Annotated in this window: 21 protein-coding genes; 1 reads left to right on the top strand and 20 read right to left on the bottom strand. The window is 47.1% G+C overall.

The features are described 5' to 3' along the window. Nucleotides 1-60 precede the first annotated feature (60 nt). From HP552_RS33065 to HP552_RS33040, 6 genes are all read right to left on the bottom strand, one after another. Nucleotides 61-3,432 (bottom strand): GH36-type glycosyl hydrolase domain-containing protein, encoded by a 3,372-nt coding sequence (locus tag HP552_RS33065; RefSeq protein WP_175399559.1) that lies wholly within the window; start codon nt 3,430-3,432, stop codon nt 61-63. Between the two features lie 127 nt (nt 3,433-3,559). Next, a complete protein-coding gene (gene bglX / locus HP552_RS33060; protein WP_175399558.1) occupies nt 3,560-5,725 on the bottom strand; it encodes a beta-glucosidase BglX in 2,166 nt (721 codons plus the stop codon). Nucleotides 5,726-5,858: 133 nt separating this feature from the next. After that, nucleotides 5,859-7,457 carry a type 2 periplasmic-binding domain-containing protein gene (locus HP552_RS33055; protein WP_175399557.1) on the bottom strand — a complete coding sequence of 533 codons (1,599 nt, stop codon included), beginning with the start codon at nt 7,455-7,457 and terminating at the stop codon, nt 5,859-5,861. Between the two features lie 54 nt (nt 7,458-7,511). Then, nucleotides 7,512-8,414 carry a carbohydrate ABC transporter permease gene (locus HP552_RS33050; RefSeq protein ID WP_175399556.1) on the bottom strand — a complete coding sequence of 301 codons (903 nt, stop codon included), beginning with the start codon at nt 8,412-8,414 and terminating at the stop codon, nt 7,512-7,514. A gap of 18 nt (nt 8,415-8,432) precedes the next feature. Next, the gene (locus HP552_RS33045) at nt 8,433-9,392 is read right to left on the bottom strand and encodes an ABC transporter permease (protein WP_175399555.1); all 960 of its coding nucleotides are present in this window, start codon (nt 9,390-9,392) and stop codon (nt 8,433-8,435) included. An 11-nt stretch (nt 9,393-9,403) separates the two neighbouring features. Then, a complete protein-coding gene (locus HP552_RS33040) occupies nt 9,404-10,168 on the bottom strand; it encodes an alpha/beta hydrolase (protein ID WP_175399554.1) in 765 nt (254 codons plus the stop codon). Between the two features lie 467 nt (nt 10,169-10,635). On the opposite strand from HP552_RS33040, the gene HP552_RS33035 reads away from it, so the two are divergent. Beyond that, nucleotides 10,636-11,553, top strand: a complete 918-nt coding sequence (locus HP552_RS33035) for a serine hydrolase domain-containing protein (protein WP_175399553.1) — start codon at nt 10,636-10,638, stop codon at nt 11,551-11,553. A gap of 105 nt (nt 11,554-11,658) precedes the next feature. Here HP552_RS33035 and HP552_RS33030 read toward each other — a convergent pair whose 3' ends face one another. The 14 genes from HP552_RS33030 to HP552_RS35505 form a co-directional block, all read right to left on the bottom strand. Then, nucleotides 11,659-11,913, bottom strand: a complete 255-nt coding sequence (locus tag HP552_RS33030) for an AbrB/MazE/SpoVT family DNA-binding domain-containing protein (RefSeq protein WP_024629045.1) — start codon at nt 11,911-11,913, stop codon at nt 11,659-11,661. Nucleotides 11,914-12,084: 171 nt separating this feature from the next. Beyond that, nucleotides 12,085-12,549 carry a tRNA (uridine(34)/cytosine(34)/5-carboxymethylaminomethyluridine(34)-2'-O)-methyltransferase TrmL gene (trmL, locus tag HP552_RS33025; RefSeq protein WP_175399552.1) on the bottom strand — a complete coding sequence of 155 codons (465 nt, stop codon included), beginning with the start codon at nt 12,547-12,549 and terminating at the stop codon, nt 12,085-12,087. A gap of 147 nt (nt 12,550-12,696) precedes the next feature. After that, on the bottom strand, nt 12,697-13,785 hold the full coding sequence (serC, locus tag HP552_RS33020; protein WP_175399551.1) for a 3-phosphoserine/phosphohydroxythreonine transaminase: 1,089 nt from the start codon (nt 13,783-13,785) through the stop codon (nt 12,697-12,699). Between the two features lie 232 nt (nt 13,786-14,017). Further along, a complete protein-coding gene (gene glnA / locus HP552_RS33015; protein ID WP_175399550.1) occupies nt 14,018-15,442 on the bottom strand; it encodes a type I glutamate--ammonia ligase in 1,425 nt (474 codons plus the stop codon). 404 nt (nt 15,443-15,846) lie between these two features. Continuing rightward, entirely contained in the window at nt 15,847-16,911 is a 1,065-nt protein-coding gene (gene aroF / locus HP552_RS33010) for a 3-deoxy-7-phosphoheptulonate synthase (protein ID WP_175399549.1), read from the bottom strand. Nucleotides 16,912-17,145: 234 nt separating this feature from the next. Then, nucleotides 17,146-18,099, bottom strand: coding sequence for a 4-hydroxy-3-methylbut-2-enyl diphosphate reductase (locus HP552_RS33005; RefSeq protein ID WP_175399548.1), 954 nt, complete (start codon nt 18,097-18,099; stop codon nt 17,146-17,148). A 68-nt stretch (nt 18,100-18,167) separates the two neighbouring features. Continuing rightward, on the bottom strand, nt 18,168-19,628 hold the full coding sequence (locus HP552_RS33000; RefSeq protein ID WP_175399547.1) for a sensor histidine kinase: 1,461 nt from the start codon (nt 19,626-19,628) through the stop codon (nt 18,168-18,170). Between the two features lies 1 nt (nt 19,629). Next, nucleotides 19,630-20,319, bottom strand: coding sequence for a response regulator transcription factor (locus HP552_RS32995; protein WP_175399546.1), 690 nt, complete (start codon nt 20,317-20,319; stop codon nt 19,630-19,632). A gap of 187 nt (nt 20,320-20,506) precedes the next feature. Next, the gene (locus tag HP552_RS32990; protein ID WP_175399545.1) at nt 20,507-22,183 is read right to left on the bottom strand and encodes a S1C family serine protease; all 1,677 of its coding nucleotides are present in this window, start codon (nt 22,181-22,183) and stop codon (nt 20,507-20,509) included. 147 nt (nt 22,184-22,330) lie between these two features. Further along, nucleotides 22,331-22,993: a response regulator gene (locus HP552_RS32985; protein WP_175399544.1), complete on the bottom strand. Its 663-nt coding sequence runs from the start codon at nt 22,991-22,993 to the stop codon at nt 22,331-22,333. Further along, on the bottom strand, nt 22,990-24,027 hold the full coding sequence (locus HP552_RS32980; protein ID WP_175399543.1) for a HAMP domain-containing sensor histidine kinase: 1,038 nt from the start codon (nt 24,025-24,027) through the stop codon (nt 22,990-22,992). Before HP552_RS32980 ends, HP552_RS32985 begins: the two co-directional genes overlap by 4 nt. Before the next feature lie 3 nt (nt 24,028-24,030). Then, complete coding sequence (gene liaF, locus HP552_RS32975) at nt 24,031-25,068, bottom strand: cell wall-active antibiotics response protein LiaF (RefSeq protein ID WP_175399542.1); 1,038 nt, start codon at nt 25,066-25,068, stop codon at nt 24,031-24,033. A gap of 178 nt (nt 25,069-25,246) precedes the next feature. Next, complete coding sequence (locus HP552_RS32970) at nt 25,247-25,465, bottom strand: hypothetical protein (RefSeq protein WP_175399541.1); 219 nt, start codon at nt 25,463-25,465, stop codon at nt 25,247-25,249. 113 nt (nt 25,466-25,578) lie between these two features. After that, nucleotides 25,579-26,121 (bottom strand): 3D domain-containing protein, encoded by a 543-nt coding sequence (locus HP552_RS35505; protein WP_175399854.1) that lies wholly within the window; start codon nt 26,119-26,121, stop codon nt 25,579-25,581. Between the last annotated feature and the right edge of the window lie 88 nt (nt 26,122-26,209).

The following is a 26,209-nucleotide window of genomic DNA, read 5'->3' as shown; positions in this document are numbered from 1 at the left end:
AATCTTCGCTCCCCTGTTTTGTTCATCAGGCCCTCCGGGTTGGAGGACCTGACTTCTTTTTTAGCAGTAAATCTCAATCACATTGCTCTCGCCAAGGTTCTGTTCAAGGGTTGTGCGAGAAATGCGCAGTCCTCCTTGACGATATGGCTGTTGCAGTCTCGTCGCTTCCAGTTCCTTGCCATTCAACAGCATGTGTTGTATCGGTTCTCCGGTAAGATGATAGACAAATGTCACTTTCTTCCCGTTATATTGGAAGTCAAAATGCAATCCATCCAGACTGGCTGGCAAGATCGGGTCAAGTACGAGATCTTCTTCCTCTTGACGAATGCCCAGCGCGTTTGAAATCAGCTGGTTGATGTAAATCCCCGGTCCGCTGGAGTAGATTCTCCATCCGCCTTTTACCTGAACTTCACCAGTGCGAAGCTTACCAAACTGTTCCTGTGCTTCATATCGATTGTTGAATTTGCCGTCAGAACTGCTGAAATAAGCATTGCTTTGACGAAGATCCGCGTTAGGCACGACTTGCTGAATACCTACCGGGTTGATGATGCCCAGACCATTCCAGACTTCCTCTGGATGACCAAGCTTCGCCATTGCCTCAATGTAGCGGATATGTGCATGCACATATTGCAGACCTACTTCCCGTCCGAAGTTCGATGCCTGTTCTGCACGTTTGAAATGTGTGCTGACCCCGCCATCGTATTGTGCTGGACGGTTCATGAGCCTTACGCCATCCGGGCAGAACAGCTTCTCCTTAATCAGACGATAGTGGGAAGCGGCCTGTTCAGGCTCCAGAAGCTCGGCAATCATGCTGCGCGTCATCGGCAAAAGGCGGTACTGGATGCCTGTCTCGCTGTCATCCGGATGCAGCATGCGTTTAGCCTGTTCCGGGTCTTCCATATATACAAAACCAGGGATAACCTCTGTATCCAGCATGTATTTGTTAAAATCCTTTTTCACACCTGCTGCCATGCTGCTTAATTCTGCTGCAAGTTCCGGCTGTACAGGCACAAGTGCTCTGGATAACTGACTCAGCGTTTGATACGTAAGAGCAACGGTCCAGCTGCTGACCATGTACTGTTTCAATTGGGCATTTGCCGGTTGAAGTGTATCATCCCAGTCTCCATCCCCATATGAAGACAGGAACGTATCATGCAGGAAGTGACTGCGGATATACTCCAGCTCTTTTTGTGCATGCTCCAGCACCGTTGCCTTAGCCTCACTGAAGTGGAAACCGTGTTTAACGGTGTAAGGAACTTTTTCATCCAGAATAGAATAATCTTTGGTGGCAATCAGATAGTCACTCAGTACTTTGAGCGGCCATACAATGATGTCTCCATGGCTCTCTTCCTGCTGAATTTTGAAATAACGATCGAACATGAACCATTGAGGCCAGTTGCCGTCATCCTCATACTGGTGCGAATACACCATTTTCAGAATATCGCGGACCTGTTCATATTTTTGTGTAGCCATGAAGTATTCGACCGGTCCCTGACATACATCACGCGTTCCCCAAGCAGCACCGCCATATTGCTCCAAACCATGTGGAACAGAGTAATGTACCAGCATATTGTGGGTATACCACCATGCAAGTGCATTGACCTTGAACAGCTCTTCCGCATTTTGCTTCCCAGGACGTGACAGATGGAACCCGTTCATGACTTCCCCATAAAAGGCACGATACGCGTCAACTTCTTCCTCGAAGCTGCGTGGGGACAACACCACATGTCCACCTTCAAGCAGACCTTGAATCGTCATTGTCCATTCTTCCGTACTGCCCAGCTGCAATGTAAAGAGTGAACCATCGCCCGAATTTACACCACTCGCCAATCGGGTTTCATCCCCAACCTTCACTGCCGCTCCGCTTACGGACATGCGGTACTCCAGATTCGGGTACTCTTTGGCACTAAGAGAACTTGGATTCGCCTTAATGCTCAGTTCGCCATTCTGTTCGGTTACACGGGCAGGCAGCTCGAATTCATTCACATTCATGGTGATCTGATTGGTAATCAGATAGCGATAGGCAATTCCTTTTTCCGATTTCACATGCAAACGTATTTCGGGAGTATCCAATGTTGTATAGTTGGTGACGATCAGCGTGTCCTGAGCCGTTTTGTAATACCAGCGTACATAGTTGAAGCCCATCTCGAAGAGGGAAGGCATCGTGAGCAAATGGAAGACTCCATCCATCTCCACGTAGATCCGCTGGCCGGAGGATTTGGCGACATTCAACGCACTGCGCGCATTGCTCATCATCTTGTTGAAATTCGTATTACCAACAACAATGTGGGAGTTAAAAATTCCGTACATATATGAAGTGGTTGTGATCACGTTCTGACCCAGTTTCACATTGTTGCCACTCATCAGAATATGGCCGTGTGGACGCTCCACGCGCATTTCTTTTTCCTTGAGAACTATATGTTCATACGTGTCTGTAAAAAAAGCCAACAGCTCGCCATCGACGTGTTCTTCCTGATGTCTTTTTGAAGCCGGGAAACGGGAATTCACTTCATCCTCGGACATAGCCAAAGTACGAAGCGGCTCACCCAGAGCCGGGTTCAGGGAAACTTTGGGCAAAGCGTTGGCAGAGCCAGCTGCTGCAGCTGCGTTCGCTGTACGTTTCGCTTCATATTCGTCCCAGGCTTGTTCCACAACTTCCTTATATTCCAGTTCCTTCACGGCTGCTGCGTGATTCGCCTGGAAAAGGCCATAAAAGACAAAGCGGGTTTCGCCATTCAAAACCACTTTCTCCGACTGGAGGGCCGTATACGCAAATTCATACTGATATACTTCATTGGCCAGTGACGGCTTAAGCAGGCTCTCCGGAATATTCGTTTCCTTGTAACTTAAGCCGAAGAACTGGAAACCATCTGTCGAATAACCGATGGCACGGGTCAATGAACCCTGCTGCACATAAGGAAACACCCCGCCCTGAGGTTGGTTTTGCCGGGAAGCTACAATATAGCCCAGCTTGTCATCTTCAAACACGGCATGATCAATATATTGCGACAGATAAGCTTCGTTACTACGTACAGCTCCCGGATCGGCAATGCCGATGTCCTGGCCGTAGATAACATCTACTTCTTCCCCTTCCCCGTTAACCGTGACATCCCAGAACCAAACTCCTTGGGCAGCAGGTGCTAAAACAACCTGATACGTCACACCTTCGGCATTTCCCGTCCACACCAAACGGTCTCCGTCATGATGGACCTGACTGTCGGAATGTATGCCAAGCATTGGAACAAAACGAATACCGGATTTGTTATGAAAACGCAAATAGAGATTGTTCATAGCACCGTCCACCGGGCTCGTCATTAATTGATTGATCATGGCCTGTCCACTTACGGCCTGGAACAAATCACCGCTCTCCCAGAACGTAAAACTCAGTTCGCCGGCTTGAACGTTAATTTGCGACTTAGTCATCGTATTCATATATTTTTTCTTATCCTCCTATCCTACCTAGTCCCTCTACCGATCAGCAAAGGAAGAAGGCAGTGCAGCTTCACTGCATTTTTATGTGAAGTCCATTCACCTGAAATATTCTTAACGTTCTGAGCAATTACACCAGCTTAAACGTACTTTCCAGCGTATCGCGGCTATTAGGACCGACAAAAATCTGGAACGTCCCTTTGTCACTGCGATAACTCAAATCGGAATGATGATAACGAAGTTGTTTCTCATTTAAAGAAAATGTTGCAGTACCGCTCTCGCCCGGTGCGAGTGCAAGTTTCGCATAACCCTTCAGCTCTCGCATTGGTCGTACCACTTCACCGGATACATCACGTACATATAGTTGAACAGTCTCCACACCTGCGCGCTGGCCGGTATTAGTTACACGAACCTGAATGCTGATCGGTTGATTGGCAGTCATTTCTTGGCTCGATACTTCCAAATCACCGTATTCGAACGTGGTGTACGACAAGCCATAACCAAACGGAAGCAGCGGCTCGTTCGGGCTATCAATATACTTCGAAACATAACGTTCTTCTGTTTTCTCCGGATTCAGAGGACGTCCGGTATTGAAATGGTTATAATATACCGGGATCTGACCTACGGATTGCGGGAACGACATGGTCAGACGTGCGGATGGATTCACCACACCGGTAAGAACATCGGCAATCGCTGCTCCGCCTTCACTGCCCGGGAACCATGCTTCAAGCACGGCATCCGATTCTTCGAACAGACCATGCAGATCCAAAGGACGGCCATTGAAAATCACGCTGGCAATTGGTTTACCGGTTGCCTTCAACTGCTTGACGAGTTCAAGCTGAGCTGCTGGCAGACGAATATCGGTACGCGAACCGCCTTCACCGCTCATTTCAGCGTCTTCTCCCAGAGCCAGAACGATAAGATCTGCCTTGCTCGCCGTTTCCAGTGCTTCAGCGATTTGTTCCGCTGTAATGGTGTGAACACCGCTACCTTGGGCAATGTGAACCTGTCCGTCATGCAGACGCTCCTGCAGTGCGGATCCCAGTTTGACAGCATCTTCCTTCACGCCTTCACAGGACCACCAGCCGAGAATGTCTTCGCTTTGGGCAAAGGGACCAATCAACGCCACATTCGCTTCTGGCTGAAGCGGGAGAACACCGTTCTCATTTTTCAGCAAGACTGCCGATTTGGTTGCCAGCTCATAGGATACCTGACGATGTTCCTTCGAAAATACAATTTCGCTCTCACGTTCCGGATCCGCTGCACGGATTGGATTGTCGAACAATCCCAGTTTTTCTTTCAGCTGCAAAATACGCAATACCGCTTCATCTATAAGCAATTCTTCCACTTCACCACTCTGGATCAGTTCAGGCAGATGACTAACATAACAAGGAGTCATCATCTCGATATCCACTCCTGCACGGATGGCACGGTATGCAGCTTCACGGTCATCTTCAGCTGCGCCATGTGCAATCATCTCGCGGATGGAGGCCCAATCCGAGATCAATACACCATCAAAGCCCCACTCGTCACGTAAAATGTCGCGCATCAGCTTCTCATTTCCACTCGCTGGAATGCCATCTACAGTATTGAACGAAGCCATCACCATTTCCACGCCTGCGTCCAAAGCAGCTTTGTAAGCCGGCAAATAGTATTCACGCAGGTTTCGTTCGGACATGTCTACTGTGTTGTAGTCGCGTCCACCCTCTGCTGCTCCATACGCCGCAAAGTGCTTCACACAAGCAGCCAGACGGTCCGGCTCATCCTTGAGGCTGTCTCCCTGATATCCGCGTACAAAGGCAGCCGAAAACAGGCTGTTGAGATAAGGATCTTCGCCTGTCGTTTCCATTACACGGCCCCAGCGCGGGTCACGAACCAGATCGACCATTGGTGCAAATGTGACATGCAAACCGGACACTGCCGATTCGCGGGCTGCGATCTCTGCACTTTTCTCCGCCAAGTCCGTATCCCATGAACAGCCAATAGCCAGCGGGATCGGGAAAATGGTTTTGAAACCATGAACCACGTCTGCCATAAACAAAAGCGGAATGCCAAGTCGGCTTTTTTTCATATAAGCTTGCTGCACATCAATAATGGCCTGTGCGCCTGACAAGCCCAGGATCGAGCCACTGGCATCGACAGATTGCTCTGTAATGCCCATCTCTTCCATCGGTCCTGTAATCTGACCCTCCACATTTGTTCCTTCGTAAAAATTGGCGGTCAGCTGAAGAAGCTGGGCGGTTTTCTCCTCCAGCGTCATTTGTTTGACAAGGTCAAGCAGCTGCTCATTGTTCATATCTATTATCCTCCACTGCACGTTGTTGAAATAAAGAACCCGGCTGCGTTCGGGGAGAGACCGCGCACCGGGTTCAGAATGGTGGGCTGACAGAATCGTCCTGTCATGTCCCATCTTGTTAACTACTGAATGATTACTTGAATTCGCTGTTCAGTTCATCCAGGTAAGGTTGAACCAGGGACATCTTGCTGTTCACCCATTCTTTCCAGTTAGCTTCCAGATCTCCACTTTTGAGGATCAGGTTGGCATATTCGTTCTGGTAATCGAATGAAGCTTGACTCTTAGCTTTGGAATCGTACAGGTTGACATCCCAGTCGTATGTTGCGAGCGATTGACCTTCTGTACCGAGTTTTGCTTTTTCCTCGAACAGTTTTACAGCTCTATCACGGTAATCCTTTTTAATAGCAGGGTTTACAACACTGAAGTCGTCACCCAGGAGATACAGACCTTCGAAGCGTGCTGGGTATTTGTCTTCCAGAACTGTTCCTTCTGGCAACAAGCTAACCAGTTCGTTGTTCTCATCATATTTCCAGTCCGTTCCTTCGAAGCCCATGTTAATAAGCAGTTGTCCTTCTTTTGTCGCAGAGTAGTCGATCAGATCCATAATTCGTTCAAATTTCTCGTCACTGATCTCAGGGTTGAAAATCAGCGCGGACCAGAAGTTTGCTTGCTCCAGGTTGCGGTATTTCCCGTCATCTCCAAGAACGATTGCAGTGTGTACCAGCTCATCACTATCTACACCCAGATTCTTCTTCATATCAGTGTCCAAACCTTGTCTGTATGAAGCCAATCCACCCAAACTTGTAACTGCAGCAGTACCTGTTACTTTAAAGTTGTTTTGACCTTCATTGTTTTTCCATGTGTAGAACTCTGGATTGAGCAATCCATCCTTATAGGCTTTTTGCATCAATTTCAGCCCTGTCAGCGTCTCAGGATCTGCTGGTCCCCAGTGGAACTGACCATCTTCACCTTTATAGAACGGAGAATCCGTCATTGCATGCACGCTGTTCGGCATAATCATGTTTGTCATAGCGTCTGCCGCATTGTAGGACAGAGGTACAAGTTTGCTGCCTACTTTGCCTGGATCTTTTTCTTTCACAAGCGCAGCATATTCATTAATTTCAGATGTTGTATACGCATCTTTCAGCTCGAAACCAACCGCTTCAGCCCAGTCTTTACGGAGAGCAATAACCCCGATTTGGTTTGTCAGCGGATCAGCAGGTTTGTTCTCATAATAAATTGGTCTAGGCAAGAGATACGTTCCGCCAGTCAGTTCTTCCAACTTATCTCCGAGTCCTGTCAAGTTGTAGGCTGCTGCCACGTTTGGCCAGCGTTCCTTCCAGTCATCCGGGAATTTGTAGAAGAGTCCTTGATCAATATTATTCAAGGCATCACCATGAACATAGTTCCATACGGATACATCCGGCAAATCACCTGAGTTGATCCACAGGCGAAGTTTCTCGCCCCAGGAATCCCAATCAATATAGTTGTAATCCCAAGTTACATTGAATTTGTCTGTCCAGAATTTATGGAACTCGTTATCCATGTTCCCGTTTTTCACTTCCGTCAGGTTAGCTACAGAAATGGTCAGGTTATCTGTATAATTTCCCTCTGCATCCTTCTCGTTGCTGCCTTCTGAACTGCCACTGGAACAAGCTGTCACCACCAACATCAACAGACAGAGCGTGATGGCAAAAATGGATCTAACAGACAACTTTTTGTTCGTCTTCATGCTTTTACCCCCATGTTTTTAGTAGAATTTTAAGTCAAAATCCTATACGTATAATCAGGTCTTGATAGCCCCTGTTAATACCCCTTTGGCAAAATGTTTTTGCAGCATTGGGAAGAAACACATAATCGGTACCATAGTGACAAATACCGCGGCCATTTTCATACCCATTGAGAAATTGCTGACTTGGGTTGCATCCACGCTGGAAGCATTGGAGGCATTGGTCTGCGATGTAGAGATAATCGTCCTAAGTACATTCTGCAGTGGTAACTGATCCGCCTTTCGCAGGAAGATCATCGCATCATACCAACTGTTCCAGTAGGCCACGCCGTAGAACAGTGTGATCGTTGCGATAATAGGTGTAGCGAGCGGAAGAACGACGTTGAACAGTATTCTCCACTCTCCTGCACCATCCAGTCGCGCTGATTCCATTAGCGATTCCGGCAAAGTGTAGAAGTAGTTCATCATCAGGATCATGTTGAATGCACTGAAACTTCCCGCCAGAATAACGGACCATAGCGACCCTGTCAGGTGAAGTGATTTCATGATCAGGTAAAGTGGTACGATACCACCATTGAAAATCATGGTGAACAGCACCAGGAAAAAGATAAATTTCTTAAACGGAAAGTTGCTCCGACTTAGTCCATACGCCATGCTTGTTGTCAGGAACATACTAAGAGGTAAGCCGATAACAAGCAGGATCAGTGTGTTTTTGTACCCCGAAAGAATAGTTCCGTCAGCGAACAGCGCTTTATAGGAATCCAGAGTGAACTCTTTAGGAAACATCAATAATGGATTGTCGGCATATTCTTTTTGTGTTGCGAACGAAATCATAATGACATTCCAGAACGGAATCAGGATCATCAAGGCAAGCACAAGTAATATGGCGAAGATAACATAATCGAGAAGCGTCATTCGTTCTGTACCAATCTTCGACTTTTTGGTAGCTTTCTTGCTCATTTCATTTTTCCTCCTTTCTTATCGGAACAATCCGTCTCCGCCAAGCAGCTTCGCAAATCTGTCAGCAAGAAGCAGCAAGACCATATTCACAAGGGAACGGAACAAGCTGACCGCCGTTGAGAAGGAGAAGTCGGTTGATGATTGGAACGTAATCCGATAGATGTATACATCGAGTACTTCCGATACGTTTTTGGTAGCGGCATTCGCCAAGTTGAAGATCTGATCGAAACCGGAAGACATTAATCCGCCGACAGACAGGATAAACATAACCGTAATGGTCGGCATGATGTTCGGCAATGTGATCCGGAACATCTGCTGCAAACGGGACGCTCCGTCGATCTGTGCGGATTCGTATTGATCCTGATCGATACCGGAGATCGCTGCAAGGAAGATGATGGCACTCCAACCACTTGACTTCCAGATATCGGTTAACAGAAGCATCGGTACAAAGTTCGACTCGGAACCAAGGAAGTTAATGGTTGGCAATCCGAGCAACGCAAGCGTACTATTCACCAAACCGTCATACGCCAGTACGTTGATGACAACCCCGGATACGATAATCCAGGACAGGAAGTGCGGGAAAGTAAGAACGGTTTGGAACCACTTTTTCCCTCTGCGCATCCGCAATTCGTTCAATAAAAGGGCCAGGATAATCGGGAACGGGAATTGAATAATCAGCTTCAAAATGTTGATATACAATGTCCGCCATACCGCATCTATGAACGTCGGATCCCGGAAAACGTATTTGAAGTTCTCAAATCCGCTCCATGGACTTCCCCAGATGCCCAGGTTCGCCTTGTAATCTTTGAATGCCAGGGACAGGCCGCCCATTGGCATGTAGGCGAACAGAATAAGCCAGACGAGCCCCGGAATAAGCAGGGTGTACGTCATTCTGTGCTTCCAGATTTCACTCCAGAGCGAATTGCCTTTCAAGTTTCCCTTCAGCTTTTTGCTAGGTCCTTCGGCTGCAGGTTTCAATTTGCATCTCCTCACTCTACTATGGTCTTGTCGTTATACAGAAAATCAAACATGGTTCTCAGGTGCTGCTCCCAAAATCTCCATTCATGAGCTCCCGGAGATTCAACATACCGGAATTGATACGCAGTCCCCTGCATGTACGCGGCGAATCTGCGGTTCATTTCAACAAATGGATCACTTTCACCGCAGCAGCTAAGTACTTCTGGTAAGGGCCGGCCCTCTTGCAGCAATTTTGCTGACAGTGCGTAGATGTCCTGATCGGGCTTCACCTGTAACCGTTCTCCAAAAACCGCTTTCATTTCCTTGATCATGCCTGGTGGCATATGAGGATCATGAAGCCGTGTCCGAATGTCGGTTACCCCGGATAAGGAGACCACTTTGCGATAACGTTCAGGATAAGTCAGTGCGCATTTTAAAGCACCATATCCCCCCATGGACAAACCCGCAATGTAAGTCTTCGCAGGATCCGTATTCAGGTTGAGCTGACGCCTGCAAAACTCAGGCAATTCCTGAGTAATGTAATGGAAGTAATTCAGGCCGTATTCCATATCGGTGTAGTAGCTTCGGTTTGCCTCTGGCATGATGATGGTACAGCTATATTGTGCAGCGTACATTTCGATTGTAGTCAATCGTTGCCATGTACTCGCATTATCACCTGCCCCATGCAGCAGATATAGCGTACCGCCTGAAGTCTCTCCGGAGTCACAGGACACTACATGTATGCTTGTGTTCATGCATAGTGTAGGCGATCCGGTTTCGATCGTTATGTGCGCCATATGGAACCCCTTTCATCATCAGTTGTCGCCTGTACTCTCTCTACTTTTGTTTTCCTGCTACAACTCCTTGCCATTCCCCCGTAGCTTACTAGGTCATCGAAACGATTTTCTCGAATCGTTTCAAAACATAGCTAACGTTGATTCATATGGTCTTAAAAACAGCACTTTTTACTTGGAAGCGATTTCTTCGAATCGTTTCGAATAAATCATAATCCCGATGAGTAAATCCTGTCAATAACCTTTTTACAAATTTCGCGTTTTTTTCTCAAAAAACTTCTTGTTCAAGTGTAAATTTGCGTCAAAAGGCACTTTTATTGTGAAAATATAATCTTTTGGTAACCGGTTGCACATCTTTCATTGACATCACTTCAGGTTTGTAATAACATAAACCCTAATTTTGGTTACAGATTGCGGAAACGTTTCACCAACTCTAAAATTGCGTCTTTTTTTGCAGAAAGGATGTTATTATGTCCAGCATCGTAAATACTTTTGTTCATCATATCGAAGCTCAGCAATTAAACGTACTCTCTGTTCGGGTGCTGCAGCACGGTGAAACAAGGGAACAGTGGAACCGCACCGAGGATACTCGCCGCTTACAGCATTCTATAAGTAAGTCGTTTACCTGTATGGCTATAGGAATGGCTCTTGATGAAGGTATATTGACGCTTGAATCCAAGCTGGGAGAATATTTTACTTGGCCGACACCTGCCCCTGATTTAACAGCCTTTTCTCCTTCAGACCTCACGTTGTATGACCTGCTGCGGATGTCTTCAGGGCATGACGTTCCAGTGCTCTGGGCAGAGGAGCGGGCTACTCTTAAGGAAAAGGATTGGGCTAAATATTACATGTCACTGCCACTCGACAGAGTCCCTGGTGAAGCATTTACATACAGCAGTGCCGATACTTTTATGATCTCGGCCATGTTCCAGGCAGCCTCAGGTCAGACAGTGAAGGACTATTTAATTCCCAAATTGTTTGAACCACTGGGGATTTTCAACGTGGAGTGGGAGACCTCTCCCTTGGGCATTACCCTGGGTTGTGCGGGTTTGCAGCTTACAACTGAGGAATTAGGCAGATTTGGACAGCTATTGCTTCAAAAAGGGAACTGGAAAGGCACTCAACTGATTCCTGCGGAATGGATAGATCTCGCCACAACTCGACAGATCGCCACGTCTGGAGAAGGGGATTGGGGTCAAGGCTACGGTTATCAGTTTTGGCTGTGTTCCCATAACGCCTACCGCGCTGACGGGGCCTATGGCCAATTATGCGTGGTCCTTCCCGAACTCAACGCTGTTGTTGCCATCAATAGTGATGAACTGAACATGCAGGCCATTTTGGACCTGATCTGGTCCGAGATCCTCCCCCATCTTGAAACCAATCTATAGAGCTGATTTATAAGTTATTCAAGACTAGCCCTATTCAGCAAAAAAATATCGGATAACAAAAAGAAGCATCATGCCTTTATCGGTCATGATACTTCTTTATTTTACTTACCCGTGCTGTGGAAGCTGGGTCATTTCATCCAGACATTGTGCGCATATGTAACGCTCTTTAAACTCATTGACTTCTTCCATCGATCCGCAGAAAATACATTTTGGACGGTATCTCTCCAGAATGATATGGTCCCCTTGTACTAAGATCTCTACAGGATCTCCCTCATTCATTTGATACCTTTTACGCAAAGATTTAGGCAATACGATCCTACCCAATTGGTCAACTTTGCGAACTACTCCAGCTGGCTTCATAGCTACGGCACACCTCTCCTATCTTACTCTAAATTTCTAGGTACAATTGTACTATGTTTAAAGATTCGCCAAGATTTTGTCGAATCCTGCTGGAAATAAACATTTTTTGTCCTTTTTTTTGAAAAATGTTTTTTTAGCGAATTCTAACAGTCACCTGATCACGAAATAGGATCAATCCATACCCGGGAAATTAAGCTGTCGTAATGCCTCGTACACGATAATCGCAGCCGAATTGGACAGGTTTAACGAACGAACATCCCCTGTCATGGGCATTTTCATACAAGTATCCGGATTAGCAGCAATCAGTTCGGGAGGCAGCCCTTTAGTTTCTTTGCCAAAAACCAAAAAATCTCCATCCTGGAATGTAAAATCGGTATATCGGTTCTTCGCCTTCGTGGTTGCGTAAAAAAAGCGTCCTTCAGGGTATTGCTCCTGAACCTCAGCGAATGAATCATGATATTCAATGTGAACTGCATGCCAGTAATCCAGGCCAGCCCGTTTCAGGGTAGCATCATCCGTCCGGAATCCGAGTGGGCGAACCAGATGCAGATGAGTGCCCGTAGCCGCGCATGTGCGAGAAATATTGCCGGTATTCGCGGGAATCTCCGGTTCAACCAGAACGATATGCAAAGCCATATGTGTTCAATCTCCTTTACATTCATGTATCTGTTGTATCTGTTGCAATCCTCTAATTCTAAAGAAAAGCCTCCCACACGTCAATGTGGAAGGCTCTGGAAGGGCTTAGATGTGAATGCTAAGGTTCATCATCTTGTCCCTTATCAATTATCCATTTGTTTGCTGAAAGTGGCTCATAAAGTCTGTCAGTGCCTTAACACTTTCATAAGGAGCTGCATTGTAGATGGAAGCACGAAGGCCCCCAACGCTGCGGTGTCCTTTCAATCCAACGAACCCTTCCTGTTCGGAAGCTTTAATAAATTGTTTCTCCAATTCTTCCGAAGCAAGGCGGAACGTCACGTTCATCAGGGATCGGTCTGCAGCATCCACACAACCACGATAGAAGTCCCCAGAGGAATCAATCGTGTTATAAAGCAATTCCGCTTTCTTGATGTTCTTTTGCTCGATACCCTTCAGTCCGCCTTGTTCTTCAATCCATTTCAAAACTTCATTCACCATATAAACAGAGAAAGAAGGCGGGGTGTTATACAGGGAATTGTTTTCGGTATGGGTACTGTAACGAAGCATCGTTGGAATCGTTTTTGGTGATTCTTTTACCAGCTCCTCACGGGCAATCACCACGGTAATTCCGGACGGTCCAAGGTTTTTCTGTGCACCCGCATAAATCATGCCAAACTGATTAAGATCGAATGGTTTACAGAAGATATCACTCGACATGTCAGCAATTAGCGGTACAGATCCTGTATCCGGGAAAGACTTGAATTGCGTACCCTCGATCGTCTCATTGGATGTCAAATGCACGTAAGCGGTACGATCAGGCAAACTCAAATTGGATACATCCGGCAGTTTCATGTATTTATCTGCTTCGGAAGAAGCCGCGATGTGCGTTTCACCAATCAGCTTCGCTTCAGACAACGCCTTTTTGGCCCAGCTGCCCGTCATTACGTAACTTGCAGTTTGGCCAGCCCCGAGCAGGTTCATCGGCAGCATGGCGAACTGTGTGCTTGCTCCGCCCTGAAGAAATAGAACCTTGTACCCCTTCGGATTGCCTAGCAGCGACAATAAGCGCTCCTGAGCTTCATTATGTACGGACTCGTACACTGCCCCACGGTGTGACATCTCCATAATCGACATGCCTGTATTACGAAAATCAACAAATTCTGCTTGCGCGCGCTCCAAAACCTCAAGTGGCAGTGCCGCTGGTCCTGCATTAAAATTATACGCTCTGTTTGTCATTTTTCCCCCACCCTTTCCATCCGTAGCTTACATATGAAGTGAATATTATCGCTATGATATCAGTATTCCCCATCCGCTTCAAGGGCAATAAGCACTGAAGCCACCGATCAGGGTTATCAAATTACTTTATCACCCTGCAAAGTTAACGCACTACATCATCCATTCATGGAAAAGCCTCCGAGAGCGAGTCCCGGAGGCTTTTATTTTGGGAACAGAATCTGTTCCGACCGGATTAGCAGTCGAAGTAGAGGCTGTACTCGTGCGGATGAATGCGAATCGCTACTGCTTTTACTTCATCACGTTTGAGGTTGATGTAGTTCTCGATGAATTCTTTGGTGAATACGCCACCTTCAGTCAAGAACTCGTTGTCCGCTGCCAGTGCATCAAGTGCCTCTTCCAGGGAAGCTGGTACGCTGCGGATGTTTTCTTTGTCTGCATCTGACAAGTCATAAATGTTCTTGTCGAGCGGACCATATCCAAGCTCAGTTGGGTTGATTTTGCGTTTGATTCCGTCCAGACCCGCCATCAGCATTGCAGAGAATGCCAGGTAAGGGTTAGCTGTGGAGTCAGGCGTACGGAATTCGATGCGACAACCTTTAGGTGTCACGGCTGCAACCGGGATACGTACTGCTGCAGAACGGTTACCTTTGGAGTAAACCAGGTTTACCGGTGCTTCGTAACCAGGTACAAGACGTTTGAATGAGTTCGTACTTGGGTTAGTCAAGGCGATCAGAGCCGGTGCGTGGTACAGAATTCCTCCGATGTAGTGCAGAGCCATTTCGCTTAGGTTCGCATATCCCGCTTTGTCATAGAACAATGGGGAATCACCATCGAAGATGGATTGGTGAACGTGCATTCCGCTACCATTATCACCGAACAATGGTTTCGGCATGAATGTAGCTACTTTGCCATATTGACGTGCAGTGTTGTGCACGATGTATTTGTATACAAGCAGGTTATCTGCTGTTTTCTTCAATGTATCAAAACGGAAGTTGATTTCGGCTTGACCGGCTGTTGCCACTTCGTGGTGATGACGCTCGATCGACAGGCCAGCTTCTTCCAACAAACGACACATTTCACTACGAATATCCTGTTGTGTGTCGACTGGTGCCACTGGTACATATCCGCCTTTAGTGCGAACTTTGAAGCCCAGGTTGCCGCCTTCTTCCTTGCGGTTCGTGTTCCATGATGCTTCTTCGGAATCAACGTAGTAGGAAGAGCTGTTCGTGCCGCTCTCATAACGTACATCGTCGAAGATGAAGAACTCGGATTCAGGTGCGAAGAATGCTGCTGTACCTACTCCGCTCTCTTTCAGGAAAGCTTCAGCTTTAACAGCGATGCTGCGTGGGTCACGCTCATAACGCTCGCCATCTGGTGTAAAGATATCGCACATAACATTCAATGTAGGGTGTGCAGTGAACGGATCGACATAAGTCGCTTCAGGATCTGGCATCATAACCATATCGGACTCTTCAATTCCACGGAAACCTTGGATAGAAGAACCGTCAAAAGCTACTCCATTTACGAATGTGTCTGCATCAACAGCCGAAGCTGGCAACGAGATGTGATGTGCACGACCAGCTAAATCTACAAAACGAAAATCTACCCACTCGATGTTGTTCTCTTGAATTGATTTCAATACGTTTTCAACCGACATGTATTCGTCCTCCCAAATATTCCGAACAATAAACAACCCCACGAAAGAAAATGTCCATATTCGAATTTTTTTCTGTCGTCATTATAAAATCTCAAACATGACATCGTCAATACTTATGTAAGGTATTTTTTGCGAGTATGTTAGCTATACTTACATTTTATAAATACCAAAACTTCATATAACAACGAATGTATATAGTATTTAATTGAGTTAATGCGGTAAAGTAACTGATATAATTCCCTAAAACATGGGAAAAACATTACATCATAAATGTTTCTTATCACTATTGATTAATAAATGCATTCAGCAGCCCCTTGATATGAAAAACCGGACATCCCCCACTTCCATTCACTAAGAACGGAAACATGGGAAATGCCCGGGTATATTCACAATATTCTTGAAAATTAAACGCCTACTCTTGCCGGGAAAAACTCAGCCGGTTGTTTGGTCGTATTAAACGTTTTGCCCACAATTGGGGCTAGTTTCTCCAGATCCTGCAGCAAGTTGGCAAATTGGTCAGGGAACAGCGATTGTACCCCGTCACCGGTCATGGAATTGTCTGGATCTGTGTGCATCTCAATAATCAGTCCATTGGCACCAGCAGCCACTGAAGCTTTCGTCATTGGTTCTACCAGCTCACGGCGTCCTGTGCCGTGGCTTGGATCCGAAATGACAGGGAGATGGCTAAGAGACTGCAGCACAGGAATAGCCGACAGATCGAGCGTATTGCGAGTATAGGATTCAAACGTACGAATGCCACGCTCGCAGAGCATTACATTAGGGTTACCGCCAGCAAGAATATACTCAGCCGCATTCAACAGCTCATCGTACGTCGCACTGAAGCCGCGTTTCAACAATACCGGTTTACCGCATTCACCCAGCTTACGAAGCAAATCGAAGTTTTGCATATTCCGAGTACCGACTTGCAGAATATCCGCGTACTCCGCGCAAATATCAACGTATTCCGGTGTCATCACTTCCGTGATGGTCAGCAGGTCATGTTTCTTGCCAGCTTCAGCCATCATGATGAGCCCTTCTACACCTGTGCCCTGGAAGCTGTAAGGACCTGTACGTGGCTTAAATGCACCACCGCGCAGTACCTGGCCACCAGCAGCTTTAACAAGACCAGCAATTTCATCAATTTGGGCAGCGGATTCTACCGCACATGGTCCACCCATAACGACGAGTTCTTTTCCGCCAATATCCACTCCCTTAATGGAAATGACTGTATCTTCAGGGTGGAAGTCACGGCTGGCCAGTTTGTAGGACTTCGAGATTCTTACGACATTCTCTACGCCCTTCATTTGACGAAGGTGCTCCTGCATTTTGGGTTCCACTTTACCAATCAATCCGATAATGGTACGATCCTCCCCGCGGGAGATATGCACCTGAAGTCCTTCCTTTTCAATCACAGCGACGATATCCTGAATCTGTTCCTCTGGTGTTGCTTTACCTGCAATAACGATCATAATTAATTCCCATCCTTCCTTGTATAAGAGCACCTAACTGTTTCGATGTGCGTCTGATTATAAATAAAGTTCTGTCGCGCTTAAACGCTTGTTCGCTTTTAAGCTTTTATCCACTAAAGTAAATATATCATAGTCTGCCTTTCTCGTCAAGATAACTGTTCGTCCACCAAGTACAAAAAAACCTGTGCCGCAACCCAAAATTCGGGCTGAAACACAGGATTCCTCGTTGTTCATTTAAGTTGTACGTGTCTTCTCCCGCACAGGAGGCAGCAGCTTGCTCATGTTGACCGTACGTTTAATTTCCCACGTCTCCGGCTGATCATGCTCGTATTGCTCCAGATAACTGATGACTTCCTTCGTAATCGGTGTCGGCGTTGAAGCCCCGGAAGTGACAGCTACCTTGTTCACGCCTTTCAGCCATTCCTGCTTGATCTCGGACACATCCGATACCCGGTAGGCTGTTACACCCGCAATTTCTTCCGACACTTGTGCAAGCCGGTTCGAGTTGTTGCTGCGCGGGTCACCCACAACGATGACCAGATCAGACTGACCCGCCTGCTCTGCCACAGCTTCCTGACGAACCTGTGTAGCGAGGCAAATTTCGTTGTGAATTTCCGCTCCTGGATACTTCTCCAACAGACGGCTCATGATGTGCTTGATATCCCATTGGCTCATTGTCGTCTGGTTGGTGATGAGAATTCTGCCAGATGGCACATTCAGTTCATCAATTTCTTCTTCCTTCTCGATCAAATGGACCTGGTCTGGTGCCACTCCAACAGCACCCTCAGGTTCGGGATGGTTCCTTTTTCCGATATAGATGATCTGATAACCTTCAGCCGTCTTCTCCCGAATAAGGTCATGCGTTTTGGTAACATCAGGGCATGTTGCATCTACTGTAGTCAGCCCTTTGTCCCGTGCCATCTTGCGTACCTCAGGAGATACTCCATGAGCCGTAAAGATCACTGTACCGCTCTCCACCTGACTCAAAATTTCAATCCGGTTTGGACCGTCCAATGTAATGATACCCTCATCTTCAAAGGAATCCGTCACATGTTTGTTGTGCACAATCATACCCAATATATATATAGGCCGTGGTAGATCCAGATTGCGTGCTGCCTGACGTGCCAAAACCATGGCATCCACAACTCCGTAACAATACCCTCGCGGCGAAATTCGCAGTACTTCCACTTGGTTGCCACCCGCTTTCTTTTTCGGCACTAGCTGCCGATGTAATTGCAGTCCAGTCTATTATACCTTTATTCGATAGGTGGAGCAAAGACAACCGGCATCCAGACGATGAAAGTTGTTCCTTCACCGCGTCTGGTTACTACCTCAACGGAGCCCTGATGTTCCTCAATAATCCATTTGGCAATGGATAACCCCAGTCCAATGCCCGGTGTAGCTCCGCGAGATTCATCCGCACGATAGAAACGATCGAAGATAAACGGGACCTCATCTTTATCCATCCCTATTCCTGTATCACTGATCCGGAGACCAACCTGACCTTTGTATAGAATCGCATCAAGCGTTACCGAACCGTCCGGTGTGTACTTGAATGCATTTTCAATAAAAATAAAGAGCATCTGTTGGAGATAGTCCTTGCTGCCGTTTACATATATCCCATTCAAAATGGACAAATCGCCCACCCGCCACTCCGCCTTGTGGTCAAGGAATTGGGAACGACGCGCAACCTCCTGCACCAAAATCTGCAGCGGGATAGGATTAAGCTCGATCTTTTGTCCAGTGTCTGCTCTCGCCAGTGACAGCATGTCGCTAATCAGCCTGCTCATGCGTTTGCCTTCATCCGCCATGTCTTCAATCGCTTCAAGCGACATCGCCTTGACGGTCTCCTCGTCCAGATTCGGTCGATCGTTACCTTCTTGATCCCATAACTTTTTCAGGAAATCCACATTCCCCCGAATGGTAGTCAGCGGTGTACGCAGTTCGTGCGAAGCATCCGATACGAATCTGCGCTGGGCAGCATTCGTCTCCTCCAGGCCGCGGAAAGAAAGTTCCGTCCGTTCGAGCATGTTATTCACTGTTTCAATTAAACGGCCGATTTCATCCTTGGGACCGGTATACTGTATCCGGACACTCAGGTCATCGCCTGATTGAATCTGATTGGCTGCATCTATGACATTCACAAGTGGACGCATCGATTTGCGTGCTAGAATGAGACCTGAAGTTATGGCAAGGGCCATAGCCACAAGCCAGCCAAAGATCAAAATGTTAAGCAGTGCTTCAAGCAATCGTTCCTGTGAGCTCACATTGGCACCGACCTGAAGAAGCCCTCTGATTTCATTGGTTCCCGAAAGAGACAAGGGCTGCTGATTAACCAGAAAAGGAGTGCCATTCACGTAAATCTTGGATATTCCGCGTTTTTCAAGGATTTCATTCGTCTTCAAAACCGGAAATTGGATGCGAACCTTCTCCATGTTCCCGGAGATTTTGCCCGACTGGCTCTGGTAATCCCAGAGTTGAATATAAATTTGAGCTTCCTGCAGCTGACTCTCGGTAAACGGGTCCAAATCAAGCGTTTGTGATAACGGGTTAACCCCGATCTGGTCCGTAATTCGTGCACTCTTCGACTTCAGCTGCTGTTCGACTTCCTGATACGTATTGAAATAAACAAAGGCATAGATTACGACACCCCAAAAAATAAGCACAGCTGCCAAGATGCCAGAATACCATGCGGTTAGTTTTAACCGAATGGACATGTCAGGAGTCACCTCTCAGAATATAACCCGCTCCACGAATCGTCTGGATTAAGCGTTTACCTCCATACTCTTCCGTTTTTTGCCGGAGCATTGCAATATATACTTCCAGAACATTGGACTCTCCGCTGTAGTCATAGCCCCAGATTTTATCCATGATCAGATCACGAGAGAGCACTCTTTTTGGATTTTGCATAAATAAATTCAATAATTCGAATTCCTTGGCTGTCAGTTCAAGACGCTGTCCGTCACGCATTACCTCGCGAGAATCGTTGTCGAGAATGATGTCTTCATACACAAGCCGGTTGTCCGGCGTATCTGCGATGTCCGATTTGCGGCGCAATAATGCGCGTACGCGTGCCAGCAATTCTTCGAGTGCGAATGGTTTTACCAAATAATCGTCCGCGCCTGTATCCAGCCCGGTAACCCGGCTCTGAACCTCATCCTTGGCTGTTAACATCAGTACAGGCACCTTGCTGCCCGCTTCTCTTAATCTGCGGCATACCTCAAATCCATCGATTTGGGGCATCATGACATCCAGCACCACCACATCCGGTTCCTTATCCATCAGTTTACTGAGGCCTTCAGCCCCGTTGGAGGCTGTCTGCACCTCATAACCTTCAAATGCCAGCCCCCGGCGGAGCATGGACACGATTTTTTCATCATCATCGACAATCAATATAGTTGAGCGCATGGTCTTTCTCCTTTATCCTCACGTTTTATTCCCATTGTAACAGGCACTAGCACAATCTGCATCTTGAAACGGTTTTTGCTGTTCACCTCTTCCAGTCATCTTCAACATCCGTCTCATGTGGGACAAAAAAAGCGAAAGGGCCCTCAAACCCTTCCGCTCTTTTGAACCTTCTGATTACCACTCTTAATTATGGTTGTGTTTGCTGCTGTTGTTCAGATGTTTGTGAAGTATCATAATCGTTTTTGTTGCCAATTTTAATTTTGATATCCATCTTCTTGCCATCACGAACAACATTCAGTGTGACTTCGCTGCCGATCTCCTGCGTTTTGATGAAATCAATCAGGTCTTGGCTTGTGCTGTAGGCTGTTCCATTCGCACCAGTGATAATATCATAGGCACGCAGATCGGCTTGGTATGCCGGAGATTGATAGATGGTGCTGGCTACGACAGAACCTTCAGTGATATCTGTTCCCATTTGTTTCGCCACTTCTGGCGTCAGAGCCATCAGAGATGCACCAATGAACGGTACAGGCTCTTTTGGAACCTCTTTGTTTTCTTTCAAATATTTCACTGCATCCGAGATCACAGTCGAAGGGATGGCAAACCCGATACCTTGCGCATCAGCGCTAACGGCAACGTTCATACCAATGACTTCACCATTGAGGTTAAGCAGCGGACCACCCGAGTTACCCGGATTAATGGATGCATCGGTTTGCAGCAGGTGGCTGTATTCGCGAGTTTTGCCTGTTTCTTCGTCCGGAATGCTAATCGTACGTTCTTTGGCACTCAGTACACCTGCAGTAACGGTATGTTCGAATCCTTCGGGGTTACCGATGGCAACGAGCCATTCACCAACTTGTGTGCTGTTCGAGTCGCCAAGCGGAGCAACAGGGAAATCTTCGTCACCGCTGTTTTTCTCGATTTTCAATACAGCAAGGTCCAGATCGAAGCTGCTTCCAAGCAGTTTGGCTTCGTATGGTTTGCTGTTGTTCTCCAGTGTAACCTGAATGACATCTGCTCCCTGGATAACGTGCTGGTTCGTCAGGATATATCCTTCTTTGTCAAAGATAAATCCGGAACCGATACCCAGAGGAACAAGTTGATTGCTTCCTTGTTGCTGCTGTTCGCTTTGCCCTTGATTGCCCCCATTGCTTCCATTACCGAAGAAGTATTGGTACAACGGATCACTCATCGTCGATCCACCTTGACTTCCACTGCGTGTGGATTGTGTAGCCAGCGTTTCAATTTTGACAACCGCAGGACTTGTGCTCGTGACTACGGAAGACACATCCTCTTTGCCCGTTGGCAGGAGCGATGCTGTTACATTGTTGCTGCTGCCCGTATTCGTAGAAGTTGATTCCTTGGCTGTGCTTTGATTTTCTGCACTTGTCAACGCTTCCTGTGGTGTGAACATGTTCGTGCGGTCTGCCGTGTACATTAATACCGTAATGACCAGCATCCCCGCGATAAAAGAGAACAAAAGTGATCTGACCGAGGAACGCGGCTTGCGATTGTTATAATTCCAGTTTCCATTGCCGTTTTTGCCACCATTTCCGCTATCTCCGCCGTTACCAGAACCGTTACCGCTGTCTCCGTTGCTGCGGCTAGCCTGGTCCGTTGATCCATTGTTGTAATACATCGGAAGCGGCTTAACAGGCTCCGGTCTCGTAATCTGTACGTCGCCTTCTTCACGGTCGTTATGATTCACATGACTGCTTGCTGTATCTTCCTGATTCACGGACTGAAAAGGTCCATAAGAATAATAGTAGGAGGATTCGTCCGTTCCGGATGAATTGCGGTTCTCCGCTTGTTTTGTTTGATTTTCCTCGTCTTGACGGTTCGGTCTGTAATTACGTTCGTCCATGCTTTCTACCTCCCAATCTCTTCTTCGCAAGAGATATTCTTTAACTGTCCTTATTTTGTACTTTAAACCTTAACCGTACCTTAAAAACAATTAAAAAGGAGATAAAAGCACGCAATAATAGAACATTTTTCCCGTTAAATCAGCATTTTAACCCTTGTTCTTCACCCAACCCTGACGATGAGCATAAATAGCCAGTTGTGTTCGATCATCCATTTCACACTTCATGAGCAGGTTGCTTACATGTGTTTTGACGGTTTTGATACTTATATGTAGTTCTTCTCCGATATCTTTGTTGGTTTTGCCTTCTGCAATCAATAAAAGGACTTCCTTCTCCCGTTCGGTCAGACCAGATTCGCTCTCTCTTGCTGTGCGCTGCCTGATGCCACGGGTCAAAGCCTGGGACACGTCCCCTGTCATCACGGGCATTCCCCGATAGGCTCCCTGAAGAGCATAGATCAATTCTTCAGCGGATACGGTCTTCAGGACATAGCTGACGGCTCCCGCTTCAATGGCCTGCACGACCAGATCGTCTTCGAGGAAGCTGGTCAACATCACAATCTTGGACCCTGGAAATTCACCCATGATGGCTTGCGTAGCCTCAGCACCGTTCATGACAGGCATCATCAGATCCATCAAAATGAGATCCGGCATCTCTTCCTTATTCAGCTTGCGCAGCTGGTTAAGCGCGTCCTGTCCATTACCCGCTTCTCCCATCACATGAAATGTGGGCTCAAGCATAAGATACGTTTTCAAACCCATTCTCACCATATCATGGTCATCTACAATCATTACATTCACTTTTCCGTTCATTCCGTTTCCCCCTCTGGTTCATTCGGGAATTTCGGGATAAGCACCCGTACTGTCGTTCCCGCTCCCGGTTTCGATATAATCTGGACCTGCCCGCCAAGCTTCTCTGCCCGCTCACGCATGGTGGACAATCCATAGGACCCCGGCCGCTCAGTTTGCTGCATGAAGCCCTGACCGTCATCACTAATGCTCATGCTGATCTGATGTTCACTTTCCCGGATGGACAGACTCACAAGCCCAGCCTCCGCATGTTTAACCACATTGGCAACAGCCTCTTGAATAACAAGAAACAGCTGGTGCTCGATGGCGTCCGAGACTCCGCCATCCAGTTCCAGCTCCTTCACGCCTTTTAATCCATTCTGTCTGCAATAATCCGGAAACCAGCTGTCCAGCGCCTCAGCGAGATTCCTTCCTTCGAGTTCTACCGGACGAAGCTGCGCAATCAAACCACGCATCTGCCGCTGTGCAATATGCGACATCTGGATTAACTGGTCAAGCACCTTTTGCCCGTGTTCCGGATTCATCTCTAATAACCGTGGCAAGGATGAGGCAGACATGTGCATGGCGAACAGCTGCTGGCTAACCGTATCATGCAGATCCCTCGCCATCCGTCTGCGTTCTTCAAGCACGGCACGTTCGGAAGCTTGTTCTTTCTCAATTACTTCCTGCTCCCCCAGGCGCTGGAGCAGTCTCATTTTTTTCTCAATCGAATCCATCATGACATTGAACTCCTGGTATACTCTGCCGAACGAGGCATCATCTGCCTCAGGCATGCGAACCGCCAGGTTACCCTTGGATACTTTAAGCATATTCAGATCCAGAAGATCAATTTTGCGCTGAAGCCGCAGAGCAGCAATATATCCGGTAATTACGGTTGCCAGCACGACCACAGCAGCATACGTCCATGCGCGCTGGCGCCCCGTACCCATCAGCACCTCTCCGTACAGCAAGTAGAATCCGCCTAGAGTAATTAGCCCGGTCAGGGCAAAATACATCATCAGCTCCCACTTGTTGGCCTTGAGAATCGTTCGAATCATGTGTTAACCCACCTTATTTACTTTGACATCTCCGATAAATACACTTACAACGATCCGTACCTTTTTTCCTGCTTCGCGGTAATGAGAAGTTTCAGCCTGAGCGCTGCTTAGAAACCCACCCCGTTTTTGGTTCAACAGCGACATATCTCCAATAAACGAGTTAGTAGTGACGGTTACACCCAGATCCATATCTTCCGGCACAAATACTTTCACATCCCCAATAAAAGAGGAAATGTTGATCTTGGTCTCGCCATAAGGGATTTGCGCTTTCGTCAAGTCAATAACCGTGTCGCCGATAAACGCCGAGATATTCATTGGTTTAAGGGAGAACACTTCCTGTCCCATGTAGAGGTCACCGATAAATGCTGATTTGTTAATGGTATTTCTGTTGCCGTAATCTTCATATTCACTACCGTATCCGCCATCACCATAGTGGTTTCCATACCCGTTACCATCCGGTCCATGAGAATGAGAATGATGCTTTTTCTTATGCTGATGTCCGTGATGCGATTCACCTTCAGGGCCAGTCGAGTATGAGTCAAAGGGATTATCTTTCTTCTCCTGCTGTTTCGGCTTGCCAAAAGTCTTCTCGAATTGTTCATCAAAAGATGAAGGCATCTCTAAATCCTCCGAAGACAACGGCTTGTATGGTTCAGGCGGTGGGGGTGGCTGCATTTTGTCTTGATGTTTGCGATCACGGCGACGTGGTCCGATCAGGACAAACAATCCGCCCCCAATCAACATGATTGGAATGAGATACCGGATGAACTCACCCATGGAGTAGTTGATCCAGCCCAGGTTACGTGACAGAAAGTACCCACCTATAGCCAGCACAATGACAGGGCCAATGAATGCGTACCCGCCATTGCGCCGGATTTCGGTCACTCCTTTTACCCCCCACCAGATCAAAAACAACGGCCAATATGTTCTGAATATATATCCTATATCAATGTCATAACCCAATTGCCGAAACAAAATGATTGCGCCAATCGCAATCAGAGGTATACCAACCCACCAGCGGTCCCGCGTAGATCGTTTCATCGCTCATGTCTCCTTCGTCTGTATTCTGTATCCAGTGTACCTCAGAGGAGTGTTCGTTAACAGCGGCGGCAGATGGAATTCATCTCGGTCTCGAGACTGAGGCGTGAGGATATTTATGTAAATGGATCAAAAATAAAACACCCTGGAGCATTAGCTCCAGGGTGGTGAATATTTCTATTTATTTCTGGAATTTACCTGCGCGGCCGGTTTGGCCTGTTTGTCCAGTGTTTTCTACACCGAACTCTGCATTGTATTTTTCATCAGGTGTTTGGAAATTTTCTTGTACTTTATTTTGCTCGGATTGCTTCACTTTGCTTGCCGCAGTTTCTTGTCCAAACTCAGCATTGTACTTCTCGTTCGGCGTTTGGTACCCTTGTCCTTGTGTTCTTTTAGCCACAACGAATCACCTCTCTCTTCATATTTACGCTGCACTGCTGCTGCGCGGGGTTCGTCCCCAGTCAGTATTATGTGAAGAGAGCACTTTAGTTATTCATCCTTTAACATGCCAAATTAAACGGCTTTGTCCAACCACGAATCCGGCACGGATTTATATACATCGATCGCTTCGGACAACTCATCCAGCATCTTTTCCGTGCATTTTCCGTCACCCTGTTTGATCACCTGTACCTCGACGTCCTTTTTGCCCCATTCCTTATATACTTGCTTCGTTGTCGGAAAATAAAGATCAATTTTATTGCCCTTAATGGCTGAACCTGTATCCGCAACAATGCCGTAACCATATCCGGGAATGTAGAGAATGGAACCCAGAGGAAACAATTTGGGATCGGCTGCAATGGTTGACACCGTCTCCTTGTCTCTTCGCACCTTCACTCCTGAGTAAGTAATTCCATATTGAGGATGCTTTGGTCCTTTTCCTGTTGACTCCACACCTGCCGTATAACCAGTCGCTGTTACTTTCTGAGTTCCCAGCACCTGTTCCGAACGTGGTGCCATGACAGGCATTGAAGGATCCAGTACCACCTGCTTGCCTGGGACCTCGGGCTTCGGAATGACAATGGGCTGTGGTGACCACAATAAAGCCATATAGACCATTGTCGTGACCTGTGCCTGATCACTGTATTCATAATCGTGGATGGATCGCTCACGCTGATTTCCAATATGCCCCGCTGTTGTTGATAAT

Source organism: Paenibacillus xylanilyticus, from assembly GCF_013359935.1.
Lineage (GTDB): Bacteria > Bacillota > Bacilli > Paenibacillales > Paenibacillaceae > Paenibacillus > Paenibacillus xylanilyticus.
This window is presented reverse-complemented; position numbering and strand designations above follow the sequence as displayed.